The organism is Pseudomonas citri (genome assembly GCF_025336485.1).
GTDB lineage: Bacteria > Pseudomonadota > Gammaproteobacteria > Pseudomonadales > Pseudomonadaceae > Aquipseudomonas > Aquipseudomonas citri.
Window position 1 is genome coordinate 13,471 of the sequence record NZ_JAODAB010000011.1, and the last position, 14,042, is coordinate 27,512.

Genomic DNA, 14,042 nt, shown 5'->3' on the forward strand with positions numbered 1-14,042 from the left:
TTCAAACCGCTCCGTGTGTAGCAAAGATCTCAAGACGCGCGGCCAATTGCTCATGCAAGGTGCGTTGCTCAAGGATGGTCAGGTGCTGTGCCTGGATGACTTCGCGGGTCAACGCTGCGCTGCTCAGGCGTTCCCAATGCGGGTCGACGAATTCAGCCTGGGCCAGGGTGTCGTCGGCCCACCAGACATGGACCGGGCAGCTTAGCCGTGGAGGCTGGAAGGTCGCCAGCAAATGCTGTGTATGTTGTTGGTAGCGCAACCGTGTTTGCAGGTGTTCCCAACTGTCGCCATCGAGTTGCAGGCCTTGCTGGCGGGCCCATTGCACCAGTTCCGGCAGGCGTGCCGCCGGGGGCTGGGCGCTCAGTTGTGCGGTCAGCGCGGCCATGACCGGCGGCGGCAGCTGACGCATCAGCGTCTGGCTGTCCGGGGTCAACGCCTGGGAAGCCGATTCCAGCAGCGCCTCGACACTGTCCTCCGGCGCCTGATGCTGGTACTGCGAGTCGACGATACCGAGGAAGGCGACTTGCTCGCCCTGACTTTCCAGGCGCGCGGCAGCGGCAATCGCCAGCAGTCCTCCGAGGGAGAAGCCCAGCAGGTGATAGGGGCCGTGGGGTTGCTGTTGGCGCAGGTGCTCGACGTAGAGCGCGGCGAGGCTCTCGATATCGCCATCCAGCGTGGCGCTGTCCTCGGCCAGGTAGGCTGCCTGCAACCCCCAGAGATTCCAGGCGTGCAGCGGGGCCAGCAGCGTGCGGTAGTCCTGCACATGGCCGGTGGACGGGTGGAAGCAGAACAGGTTGGCCGCCTCGGCGTTGAGCGCCGACAGCCTGACCAGCGGCGATAGCTTGAGCTCAGCCTGCACCAGCGCCGCAAAGGCCGAGACGCTGGGGGCGTTGAACACCGCATTGACCGTCACCGGTGCCGATAACGCCGTTTGCAGGCGACTGGCAAGCGTCACCGCCGCCAGGGAGTGGCCGCCCAGTTCGAAGAAGTCATCGTCGATGCCCACCCGCTCCAGGCCCAGCACTTGCGCCCAGACGTCGGCGAGCAGGGCTTCCAGCGGCGTACGCGGCAAGGCACTGCCGACCGTGTCGAGCACCTTGTCGGCCCATTGCTGCAAGGTCTTGCGGTCGAGCTTGCCGTTACCCATCAGTGGCAATGCTTCGACAATCCGCAGGGAGGGCAGCATGTAGTCCGGCAAGCAATCCTGGGCCTGGCCATGCAGCCGGGCGACGCTGGTCGAATGCCCGGGCGCCAGGGTCAGGAAGGCGAACAGTTGCTGGCCGAGTTCGCCCCGGGGAATGCATTCCACGGCGGCCTGGGCAACACCGGGCAGGCCGGTCAGTTGCGCCTGTATCTCGTCGAGCTCCACGCGGAAACCCCGGATCTTCACCTGGCGATCCGCGCGCCCGGTGATTTCCAGGCTGCCGTCATGGAGATAGCGGGCCATGTCGCCGGTGCGATACAGACGCTCACCGGGTCGTTGGGCCAGTTCGATAAAGCGATCGGCGCTCTGTTGCGCGTCCAGATAGCCGCGGGCCAGTTGCGGACCGGCGATATACAGCTCGGCGTTTTGTCCGGGCGCAGCCAGTGCCTGCTGGTGGTCGAGCAGGTACAGGCGCATGCCGTCGAGACGGTCGCTGAGGGGCAGACGGCGATAATCCACCGCCGGCTCGACTCGGTGCATCACCACCCCGACCGTGGTTTCGGTGGGGCCGTAATGGTTGAAGATCGTCAGCGTCGGCGCGTGGTCGCGAATGCTTTGCAGCAGGCGCCGCGAGCAGCTTTCGCCGCCGAGGATCAATTGTTTGCGTGGCAGGACCGCAGCGCTTTGTGCATGGATCAACCAGGCGTCGAGCAGCGACGGCACGATCTTCAGATGATCGATCGGGTACTGCGCCTGCCATGCGGCCCAGGCCCGGGCGTCCATGGCGGTTTCCTTGTCCAGCAGATGCAGTTCGCCGCCGCTGAGCAACGCCGGGAACAGCAAGGTGTAGCCCAGGTCGGCCGCCAGGGAGGTGACCACCGCGCTGCGCTCACCCGCCGCCAGATCCAGGCGTCGAGAGACGCTGGCGACGTAACTGGCAAGCTGGCCGTGCTCGACAATGACGCCCTTGGGCGTGCCGGTGCTGCCCGAGGTGAACAGCACGTAGGCGGCATCCTCGGGTTGGATGTCGAGGGCTGGTGCGCTCGTCGGTCCTTGCTGCCAAACCGCTTCATCGCGCAGGTCGAGGCTGCCGATAGTGGGCAGGGCCGGAGCGCTGCCGGCCGCGCCGCTGAGGACGAAGACCGGCTTGGCCTGTTGCAGGATTGCCAGGGAGCGTTGCGCCGGCTGCTGCACGTCCAGCGGGATGAACGCCGCGCCACTCTTGAGCACGGCGAGCATCGCCAGCACCATCTGCGTCGAACGGTCCAGGTACAACGCCACGCGGTCTTCGCGACCGACACCCTGGGCATGCAGGTAATGCGCCAGTTGATTGCTGCGTGCGTCCAGCTCGGCATAGCTCAAGTGCCCATTGTGGTCGCGCAGGGCCAGGTGTCCGGGGAACTGCGCGGCACACGCGCTGAAGCGCGCCGGTACGCAGGTAAATGCCTGCGGCGCGTCGAGCGGGGCATGCAGTGCCGCCAGCGTCGCCGCGAAGCCCGGCGCTTGCAACGACAGTTCCGACAAGGGCTTGCCCGGGTTGGCGAGTGCATCGAGCAGCAGCGATTGCAATTGCTCCAGCAACGTCGCGGCGGCCTGTTCGCTGTAGCGGCTCGGCAAGTGAGAGAGGTTCAGGCGATAGGCGCTGCCGGACGCTTCGCTGCCGATCGTTTCGGCCACCAGCAGCAGTTCCATGCCCGCCGGGACAGCCTGGGCATCCAGCACGGTAATGGTCGCTGCGCTGCTGCCCAGGACGCCGAGCGGCCCAGGCAGGCTCGCACCCCATTGGAAGCCGTAATGTGAAGCTTCGACTGTCTGCGCATTGCTGACACCGCAGTATTCCTGCCATTCGCTGGCTTGTTCGCACAGCGTTTGCAGGTTCGCCAGCGCCTGGGCAAAGGAACTGTCGGGGGCCGGCTGCCAGCGCAAGGGCAGGGGCTTGGCGAACAGGCCCCAGCAGTCGGCGAGTTCTTCGTAGTCGTCGCGGCAATCGTGCACCCAGTTCAGGGTCAGTGCCGGGCTGTCGCCGGTACTCAGGCGCTGTAACAGTACGCCCCAGGCGGTCATCAGCACCTGCTCGGGGGATGCCGCGTGACGCTGGCAAAAACTGTCCAGGGCCATGCCCAACTGCGGATTGGTGATCAGGTGGGTAGTCACTGGCGTGTCGGTGCGATCGGTGCGCACCTGGCGGTAGAGCAATTCACCGGCGGCCGATTCATCCAGCGCCTGGGTTGCCCAGAAGCGCCGGCCATGCTCGGCATCTTCGTCGGCCTGCAATTCGTAGAGCCAGGCGCTGTACTGGGTGTAGGTCATGGCTTCGTCGTCGAACGACGGCGCCTGCGCCGAACCCAGTGCCTGGGCCAGACGCAGCAAGGTGCCGCGGTCCGCGCTCAGGGCTGGCAGTTGCAGCGTCACCCGATGCCGATCGGTATCCACCGATTGCACCTTGATGTCGATCGCGTCGGCGGCGGACTCAACCACCTGCAACGGCATCAGCAACCCCGGCTCCGGCCTCACCCGCAAGCGCAGGGCCTCATGGCAGGCACTCAACGCGGCGAGCCGTTGCTGCAGGCGCTCCAGCGCCAACGCACCGCGAATCTCCAGCTCCAGCCGCACCGCCGGCAACCCGCCCAGCCATTGGCTGCGCTGCTGCGGCGAGAGGGCGAAGGCTTCTTCGCGCTTTTCGTAAGCGGTCATGCCGGCACCTCCGAAGCCTTCAGTGGCTGCGCTTCGGGTAGATGTCCCGTCAATTGTTCACGGCGCATCATCTGGCCCATGGCGACACAGATCTTGCGTTCGCCTTCAAAGGGGTCCCGGGCATGGGCCACCAGCATGTTGTCGAGCATCACCATGTCGCCCTTTTGCCAGGTAAAACGCACGGCGCAGTCTTCGTAGGCTGTGCCGATCACGTCCATCACCGCATCCTCGATCACGCTGCCGTCGCCGTAGTACACGTTGCGCGGCAGGTGTTGCGGGCCGAACAGGTTGATCAGGTTGCTGCGCACTTCCGGCTCCAGGCAGGCGGTGTGGTGCAGTTGCACCTGGTTGAAGAACGACAGCTCGCCAGTGTCGGGGTGTTCGACGATGGCCGGGCAGTGCTGGGCGATACGCAGGTTATCGGCCCCCAGCCATTCCCAGCGCATGCCCGACGCCAGGCATTGGCGTTCGACTTCCTCGCGCTGTTCGGTCTTGAAAAAGTCCTGCCAGCGCACGTCCAATTTGTCGGTGAAGTGGCGCACGTAGAGCAGGCCTTGGGTTTTCAGGCGGGCGACGATGTCGTCCGGCAGCCGTGCCAGCACCTGGCGGCAATCGACGATGGGGGTGCAGCCGCCAACGGGCGACGGCGTTTCGCAATAGAACCACTGCTTGCGCGGCCATTGCGGCAGGTGCGAGCTCTCGTTGTGGAAGAGAATCATGTGCTGTTCCGGGTACGGCGTGGAGTGGTAGATGTTCTTGCCGGAGGTGTTCTTCGGCAGGTCACCATAGGTCCCGTAAAGGTCCGGTTCGATGGCTTGGGCGAACTGTTCGAAAGCCGTGGCATCCGGCAGGTTGAAACCCCGGAACAACAGGCCGCCGTGGGTTCGCAGTTGCGCATTGATCCACTCGCGGGCTTGCAGCGCCCAGTGCACCGGATCGAGGTCGCCGAGCAGCGGTTCGATCACCAGCGGCAGGGCCTGCCCGGCGATCAGGCTACGGGTACGCACCTGTTCGTGGGCCAGCTGGCTCACGGCGGTGGCACGGGTCTGCTTGAGTTTGCTCAGCTTGGACATCTTGCGGGCGCTACGGGCCGTGGCGTCGTCGGCAGGTGCGTCCGGTTGGGTGAGTGCGGCGTCCTGGCGGCCTTCAAGGCGCCACGACCAGTTGTCCAACGGCTGTTCCGTTGCCATGGTGATTCGCTCCAACAAGCTTTCAAAGCCCTGTTCCAGTTGGCGGATGGTGTGTTCCTGCAACACGCTGGTGCGATAGACCCAGCGCACGTTCAGGCCTTGTTCCTCGTCTTCCTCGACAAACACGGCGAGGTCGAACTTGCTGGTTTCCTGGCGCGACACCAGATGTTCCACCTCAAGGTCCGGCAGGTTGGCATTGCCGCTCGGTGTGTTCTGCATGACGAACAGCACCTGGACCAGCGGGTTGACCCCCGGCGTACGTGGTGGTTGCAGTTCCTCGACCAGCTTGTCGAACGGCACCTGCTGGTGCTGGAAGGCCGACAGGCAATCCTCACGCAAGCGTTGCAGGCGGGCGTCGAAAGGTTCGCCTTCAGTCAGGCGCGCGCGGATCGGCAGCACGTTGACGAAGAACCCGATCAGGTGTTCCAGGGCCGGGTGTTCGCGGTTGGCCAGGTCGGTGCCGACGATGAAGTCGCTGGTCCCGGTGGCGCGCTGCATCAGGCTGTTGAAGGCGTTGAGCAGAAGCATGAACAGCGTCGCCCGTTGCTCTTGCGCATAAGCCTTGAGCACCTGGGTCTGGGCCGCGCTGAAGCGTTGCTCCAGAGCCGCGCCCTGATAATCGGGACGCGCCGGACGCGGGTAATCAAGCGGCAGTTTGATCAGCGTCGGTGCGCCGTCCAGTTGCCGACGCCAGTAGTCGATGGCCCGGGCCAGCAAGCGTTGCTGCGCCTCGCTGCGTTGCCAGTGGGCATAGTCGGCGTACTGGATCGGCAGCACCGGTAGCACCGGCGTCGAGCCGCGGCTGTAGGCCTGATAGCCAATGATCAGTTCCTGGACGAGGATGCCCATGGACCAGGCGTCGGTGGCGATGTGGTGCAGCACCAGTTGCAGCACATGATCATCGGTGCCCAGGCGCAGCAGGTGGGCGCGCAGCATCGGCGCCTGCTGCAAGTCGAACGGGGTGCCGGCCTGCTCATCGATCAGGCGTTGCAGGGTGTTGGCCTGCTGCTCGCCAACCCGTTGGCTCAACTCGATCGGCGTCAGGTCGACCCGCGGTGCCGGGCTGATTACCTGGCAGGGCTGGTCGCCGTTGAGGTGGAAGGCGGTGCGCAGCGACTCGTGGCGCTCCAGCACAGCCTGTAACGCGGCTTGCAAGGCCGGGACATCGAGGGCTCCGCGCAGTCTCACCACCGTGCTCATGTTGTAGGCGGCGCTCGGGCCTTCGAAGCGATCGAGGAACCACAAGCGCTGCTGGGCGTAGGACAACGGCAGCGGCAGGTTGCGCGGTGCCAGGGCTATTTCGCTGTCGCCGTCGGACTCGACCTGGGCGTTGCGCTGGCGATCAACCGCTGCGGCCAGTTGTTCCAGGGTGCCGCGTTCGAACAGCGTGCGCAGCGGCAGGTTCACGTTCAGCCGGCGGCGAATCCGCGACAGCACCTGGGTCGCCAGCAGCGAGTGGCCGCCGATGGCGAAGAAGTCATCGTGCACGCCGACGCTGTCCAGGCCGAGGATCTCCTGCCAGAGTTCCGCCAGGACTTTTTCGGTGGCAGTGCGCGGTGCCACGCACAGCTCATCGCTCGTCTCGGCCTGGGGCACGCCTTGGGCGGCGAGGGCGCGGCGGTCGACCTTGCCGTTGGCGTTCAGCGGCAATTGTTCAAGGGCCAGCCAGCGGGCCGGGACCATGTAGCTCGCCAGTTGCGCGCCCAGGTAAGCGCTCAAGACCTGTTGTGCGGACTCGCTGTCCAGCCCGGCGGTGTTGTCGAGTACGTACCAGGCGACCAACTGCAATGCCCCACGGGCATCGGGCAGCGCCAGCACTGCCGCGCTGTCCACCGCTGGGTGCTGCATGAGGCGGTTTTCGATTTCGCCCAGTTCGATGCGGTGACCACGGATCTTCACTTGCTGGTCGCGACGGCCGAGGTATTCGATCACGCCATCGGCGCGCATCCGGCCGATGTCGCCGCTGCGGTACAGGCGCGCATCTGCCTGGAACGGGTGCGGGACGAAGGCTTCGCGGGTGCGTTGCGGGTCGCGCAGGTAACCGCGACCCACGCCGATGCCACCGATGCACAACTCACCGGGAACGCCGATGGGCACCATGCGCAGGTCCGAATCCAGCACGAATACCTGGTTGTTGGCGGTCGGCTTGCCGATAGGCATGTGCAGGCAATCGTCGGTCGGGGCTTCGGTAATCGGGTGGAAGGCCACGTCGTCAGAGCATTCCGCCGGGCCGTAGGCGTTCATCAATGGGATCGCCGGGAAGCGCGCGAACCAGTCCCGCGCCAGGGCCGGTGGCAGGGCCTCGCCGGTCGGCAGGAGCCAGCGCAGGCCCGCTAGGGCGTGGTGCGCCTGACTTTCCTGGAGCATGCCGCGAATCAGCGCCGGCACGGTTTCCAGCAGCGTCAGCCCCAGGTCCTCGACCGCGTCGAGCAGCGCCACCGGATCATGTGCCTGCGCATCGGGAAGGATGTGCACGGTGGCGCCGACCAATGGCGCGGCCAGGAACTGCCACACGCAAATATCGAACGCCGCCGAAGCCGTCTGGGCAATACGGTCCTGCTCGCAAAGGCCCAGGCTCGGGACTTTGCCGAAGATGTTGTTGAGCATCCCGCGTTGTTCGACCATGACCCCTTTTGGCGTACCGGTGGAGCCCGAGGTGAAGATCACGTAAGCCAGTTGATCGGCGTTGTGCGTATAACGAACCGGCGGCTGTTCGACCCCTTGCCAGAGTGCTTGCGCGATCAGGCAGGTCGGCTGCTTGCGCATTTGCGGCAGCACGTTGTCCAGTGCCGCCGTCGCGTTCTCGCAGACCAGCAACAGCGGTGCCTCGCCCAGGTCCAGCAGTTCTCCCAGGCGTGCGGCCGGCTGCTGGATATCCACGGCCTGGAACGCGGCGCCGACCTTGAGCGTGGCGATCATCATCGTCAGCAAGGCCAGGCCGCGCTCGGCAAACAGCGCCACCAGGGTTTCCGGGCCGGCGCCGGCCTCTTGCAGTGCGTGGGCGACGGCGTTGGCGCGGCGGTCCAGTTCGGCGTAGGTCAGCGACTGGCCCTGGCAGACCGCGGCGATGTGTTGCGGGCGACGGTGTACCTGATCGGCGAACAGCGCCGCGTAGCCGCGCTCCAGCGGGAAGTCCACCGCACTGCGGTTGCACTCGATCTGCAACTGCCGGCGCTCCGCTTCGGGGAGCATGTGCAGGCTGCCCAGTGGCGCTTGCGGTTGATCGAGCATGCCCGACAACAGTTGCACCAGATGGCCGAGCATGCGCTGCACGGTGTCGGTGCTGAAGCGCTGGCTGTCGTAGGACAGGCGGATGCCCAGGCGGTCACCGGGGTACAGCACCACCGTCATCGGGAAGTTGGTGTGCACCCGGTCTTCATAGATGTCGATGCTGAAGGCGTCCAGTTGCACGCTGCTGATGTCCAGTGGGGCGTTTTCGAACACCACCAGGCTGTCGAACAACTGCTGGCCACGGGGCACTTCGCTGCAACGCTGGATGTCCACCAACGATGCGCTTTCGTGCTCGCGCAGCTGTGCGTTGTGGGACAGCAGCGCTTGCAGCCAGTCGGCGACCGGCGCTTGCGGGTCGACATCGACCCGCAGGGGCAGGCTGTTGATGAACAGCCCGACCATTTCCTCGACACCGGCCAGGTCGGTCGGGCGACCGGCCACGGTCACACCGAACAGCACGTCGCGATTGCCGCTGTAGCGCGACAGCAACAACGCCCAGGCGCCCTGGATCCAGGTGTTCGGCGTGAGTTGGTATTGCTGGCAGAGCTGCTGCAAGCGCTGGGTCTGGGCGATGCTCAGGGTCTGGTCGAAATCGCCGACCTGCTCCGGTGCCTGCTCCGGACGGGCCACGGGGCTGTCCACGTGCAGCGGCGTCGGCTCGCTGAAGCCGGCCATTTGCGTTTGCCAGAAGGCGTGGGCGGCGGCCATGTCATGGCGCTCCAGCCAGCTCATATAGCCGCGGAATGAGCGCAGGCGCGGACGGGCCACAGGCTCCTGGCGGACGATGGCCTGGTAGATCGCCAGCAGGTCTTCCATCAGCAGGCCGAAGCACCAGGCGTCGGTGAGGATATGGTGGAAGCTGCGCACCACGGCGAAGCGGCGTTCATCGAGCTGGAACACCCGCAGGTGGGTCAGCGGCGCACCGGCCATGTCGAAGCCTTGCACGCGTTGCGCTTCCAGGGCCTGGTCCATCGCCAGGCGTTGTTGCTCTGCGTCGAGATGGCGCAGGTCCTGCCAGTCGAATGCCCGATGGGTTTGCCGGTAGACGCATTGCAACGGCTCGTGATCTTCCTGCCACCAGAACGCGGTGCGCATCATCGGATGCCGTTGCAGGAACAACTGCCAGGCCGCCTCCATGGCCGGGCGCTGCAATACGCCGTCCCAGCTGTAGCGCTGCTGCATCAGGTAGATGCCGCTGTGGGGTTGCAGCAGGGTGTGCAGGAGCATGCCTTGTTGCATCGACGACAGCGGGTAGACGTCTTCGATGTTCGACCAGTCCAGGGGCTCGGCCGCCAGGGTCGCCGCTTGTTTGTGGCAGAGCGGGAAGGCCTGGCTGGCGGGGCGCAGGTCGGCTGCGGTGAGCAGTCCTGCGAGTTCGCCCAAGCGTTGCTCGAGCCGTGGTGCCCAACTGGCGGCGAGGGCGCCCTGGCTGCGCAGGTGCAGGCAATCGTCCTGCCACCAGGCATCCAGCGTCAGCGGGCAAGTTGCGGCCACCACTGGGTTCGCCGCCTCGACCCGGGCAAGGAGGCCGTGTGCTTCGCGATGGCTGTCGAGGTTGCCCAGCCAGCGAATGGCGACCGCGGCCGCTGGCAGATCGCGCAGGGGTTCTTGCAGGTAAGTGTTGTCCGACAGGTAGCGCAGGGCGCCGTAGTCGACGCCGTGTTGCGGGTAGGCACGCATCTGCGCGACCAGGGCCTGCAAGCGTTGCAGCAGGCTGTCGCCTTCGGGCTGGAGGAAGTACGGCACTGCCAGATCCAGCGACCCTGGAATACGTGCCGGCTCGAGGTCGGCCAGGGCAATCGGCGCATCGACCGGCAAACGCTCGGTGAGGGGACGGGCGCCTTGTACGCTCAGGGCGATCAGGCCGTCGCCGCAGAGCTCACGGCATTGCTCGACCACGGCAGCGGCCAGCAGGTGGTTCCAGTCCAGCTGCAGCACCTCGGCCACGCGTTTGAGTTCGCTGGAGGTGGTGGCTGGCAGGGCTTGCTCGACCACGCTGGTGGGCTGTTCGCTTTCCGGCAGTTGCAACGGCTCCGTGCCGGCGTATTGCAGCCAGTGTTCCCAGGCATCGTCCAGGGCGTCGCTTTGTGCGTGCGCCTGCTGGTGTCGCGTCCACTGGCTGAAATCGCCGCCGGCATAGGACAGGCGCACCGGCCGTTGATAGGTTAGTTGCGCCAGCGCCAGGTTGAGGTCGGCAAGCAGCAGTGCCCAGGACGCCTCGTCCACGCACAGGGGGTGAGCGGCCAGCAACAGGGACGGCTTGCCGTTCACGTCCAGCAGACAGGCATGCAGGGTCTGGCCTTTGTCCAGTTCAAGCGCGTCGACACCGGCCTGGGCCAGCGCCTGCAACTGCACCGGGTCGCACACGGCCAGTTGCTCGCGGCTGATCGCCGGCGCCTTGGCCGAGCCCAATACCTGTTGCTGCCATTCACCTTCCGGCAGCGCTTTGAGTGCCAGGCGCAAGGCCTGATGGTGTTGTTGCAAGGCGGTGATCGCCTGGCCCAGCAGGTCGCTGTCGATGGCCTGGGTCAGCGTTACGCAGCGCCAGGTAGCGTCGAGCGGTCCTTGTTGCAGGCGCGCCAATTGACCCGCCCCCAGCGGCAACTCGTAGCCATCGACAAGGCTTTGCGCCGTCCCCTGGCTGGCATCGGCACCCAGTACCCGGGCGATATCGGCGATGGTGCGGTTCTCGAACAACTGCCGGGGCGTGAGCTTCAGTCCCTGCTGGTTGGCGCGGGCGATGATCTGCAAGTTGATGATCGAATCACCGCCAAGGGCGAAGAAATTGTCATGTACACCAACCCGCTCAAGCTTGAGGACGTCTTGCCAGATGTCGGCCAGCAGCGTTTCGACTTCATTGCGCGGGGCGACGTGGCTGGCGCTGTCATCGGTGGGTTTTTGCGGTGTCGGCAAGCGCTGGACGTCGACCTTGCCGTTACGGGTGAGGGGCAGTTCATCGAGGGTAATGAAATGCGCTGGCACCATGTAGTCCGGCACGCGGGCGCTGAGGTCGTTGCGCAGCTTGGCTGGGGAAATCGATTGGCTGGCGACCAGCCAGGCCACCAGCCGTGGGCTGCCGTCCAGTTCCACGACGCGCACCAGCGCCTGCTCGATCAGCGGCGACAGGCGCTTGATCTGCGCCTCGACTTCGCCCAGCTCCAGGCGGTTGCCACGAATCTTCACCTGGCTGTCGACGCGGCCAAGGAACGCGATTTGACCGTCGACTTGCCAGCGTACGCGGTCGCCGGTGCGGTACCAGCGTTGTTCATTGGCATCGAGGTGGAAGCGCTCGGCGGTGAGGTCGTCCCGGTGCAGGTAACCCCGGGCCAGGGCGCCACTGATCAGCAGTTCACCGGACACGCCGATGGCCGCCAGGCGACCGTTGCCGTCGACCACCCGCAGTTGACGGTTCGGCAGCGGTCGGCCGAGGGCAATGCTGCGCAGGCCGGCGGGCAGTTCGGTGGCAATGGCGCCGACGGTCGCTTCACTCGGGCCATAGTGGTTGAACACCTTCAAGCCCGGTGCCAGGCGATTGACCTGCTCCAGCAGCGCCGGGCTGAGGGCGTCGCCGCCGAACACCAGCAGCGAGCGCGGCAGCAGGCGCGCATCGGGCAGCGCCTGCAACAGGCCGGCGAGATGACTCGGGGTGATTTTCAGCACATCCACCGGATGCCGGTCGAAGAGTTCGGCCAGCGCCAGTGGGCTGAAACCGCTGTCTTCATCCACCAGCAACAGGCTGGCGCCGCTGCACAGGGCGCCGAACAGTTGGGTATGGCCGAGGTCGGCGGCGATGCTCGACAGCAAGCCGTAGCGGGCGGCCGCTGGCGGGTTGAGCACCGCCTGCACCGCCGTCAGGTAGTCGACGATGGATTGGTGCTCGACCACCACCCCCTTGGGCGTACCGGTGGAACCCGAGGTGTAGATCACGTAGGCGGCATCGGTCGGGCTGTGGGCCACGACCGGTGGCGTGTCGGGTTGGGTGGCGATGGCCTGCGCCTGTTCCGTCAGCCACAGCGCCGGCGTGTGTTCGGCCAGGCCCTTGAGCAGCGGCGAAGGTGCGGCACCGATCAGCAGCGCGGCGCGGCTGTCCACCAGCACGTCGACCAGGCGGCCGGCGGGTTGCTTGATGTCCAGCGGCAGGTACGCCGCGCCGGCCTTGAGGGTGGCGAGCAGGGCAATGACGAAATCGGCGCTGCGTTCCAGGGCCAGGGCGACCACGCTGTCGTGGCCGATACCCTGGGCGCGCAGGTAGTGGCTGAGGCGGTTGGCTTGCTGGTCCAGCTCACAGTAGGTCAGCGCCACCTGGCGATCACGTACCGCCAGTTGTTCGGGGTGCGCGGACACCTGTTGTTCGAAACGCTGGTGCAGGCAGTCCTGGGGCACCGGCAGTTGTACGCCGAGACCCTGTACCAGCAGTTGCTGGCGTTCTTGCGCACTCAGCCACTCGAGTTCGTTGACCCGGCACTGCGCTTGCGCGGTCATCGCCAACAGGATCGAGCGCAGTTGCGCGGACAACACTGCCACCTCGGCATCGCTGAAACGACTGCGGTCGTAGCTGATCAGGTAGTGCAGTTGTTTGTCCGGCATCACGATCAGCGACAGCGGGAAGTGGTTGCGGCCCTGGGTCAGGGTGATGCCGTCGACCTGCTGTTCGCTGGCCGGGGCGCTGAAGCTCAAGCCGCCGGTGTCCTGGTTCAGCGCATCGGTGACCGGGAAGTTTTCGAACACCAGAATCGAATCGAACAGCGCCTGTTCGGCGGCAATGCGCGTCATCGATTTGAGTTTGCCCAGGGGCAGGTAAGCGTGGTGGCGCAGGTCGCTGTTGGCGTGCTGTAACTGCTGCAACCAGTCCACCAGCGCCGGGCTGTCGGCCCACTGCACCCGCAGCGGCAGGGTATTGATGAACAGGCCGACGGTGCTGTCGACGGCCGCCAGATTCTCCGGCCGGCCGGCGACGGTGACGCCATAGACCACGTCGTCACGCCCGGCGTGTTGGCCCAGCAGCAACGCCCAGGCGCCCTGGATCAAGGTGTTGATGGTCAGGTCGTGGCGACGGGCGAACTGTGACAGTTGCTCGGTTTCGCTGTCATCCAGCAGGCTTTCCCGCTCGGCGAAAGGCGCCCCTGAAGGCGCTATCTGGCGCACGGCAAAGTTGGGCAGCGGGGTGGGTTCGCTCAGGTCCTGCAACTGATCGCGCCAGAAGCCTTCGGTGGCCGCCATGTCCTGTTCCGCCAGCCAGGCGATGTAGTCGCGGTAGGCGCGGGTCGGTGGCAGGTGGGCGGGGCGGCCATGGGCTTGCTCGTAGTAGAGCGCCAGCCATTCCTGCACGGCGATGCCGACGCTCCAGCCGTCCATGAGAATGTGATGGAAGGTCCAGATCAGGTGCCAGCGTTCGGGGGCCAGGCGCACCAGGCAGACGCGCATCAGCGGCGACTCGTTCAGCTCCAGGGGCTGGGCCCGCTGTTCCAGGGCCAATTGCTCCAGGGCAGCCTGCGGGGTGGCGCGGTCCTGCCAGTCCAGTTCGGTCAGGGGCAGGTCGACGTCCTGCTGCACCACCTGATAGGCATCGTCCAGTTCCTCCCAGAGAAACGCACTGCGCAGCACGGCGTGACGCCGCATCAGCGCCTGCCAGGCACCGCGAAAGGCGTTCAGTTGCAGCGGGCCGTTCATTTCCAGGCTCAATTGCTGGTAATACACCCGCGAATCCGGCTCATAGACGCTGTGGAACAGCAGGCCATGCTGTGTGGGCGATAGGGAGTAGATGTCTTCGATGTTGTTCATGC

The 14,042-nt window shown here is 65.8% G+C and carries 2 protein-coding genes; both read right to left on the minus strand.

What is annotated here, in order from left to right; translation table 11 throughout:
- Nucleotide 1 precedes the first annotated feature (1 nt).
- Nucleotides 2–3,838: a non-ribosomal peptide synthetase gene (locus tag N4Q37_RS14215; RefSeq protein WP_260958637.1), complete on the minus strand. Its 3,837-nt coding sequence runs from the start codon at nt 3,836–3,838 to the stop codon at nt 2–4.
- Nucleotides 3,835–14,040, minus strand: coding sequence for a non-ribosomal peptide synthetase (locus N4Q37_RS14220; RefSeq protein WP_260958638.1), 10,206 nt, complete (start codon nt 14,038–14,040; stop codon nt 3,835–3,837). The genes N4Q37_RS14215 and N4Q37_RS14220 overlap by 4 nt, the downstream gene beginning before the upstream one ends.
- Nucleotides 14,041–14,042: the final 2 nt, after the last annotated feature.

What these genes read in the sequence shown, in the direction of transcription:
- N4Q37_RS14215 (WP_260958637.1), bottom strand. Translation starts at nt 3,838, where the DNA reads ATGACCGCTTACGAAAAGCGCGAAGAAGCCTTCGCCCTCTCGCCGCAG.
- N4Q37_RS14220 (WP_260958638.1), bottom strand. Translation starts at nt 14,040, where the DNA reads ATGAACAACATCGAAGACATCTACTCCCTATCGCCCACACAGCATGGC.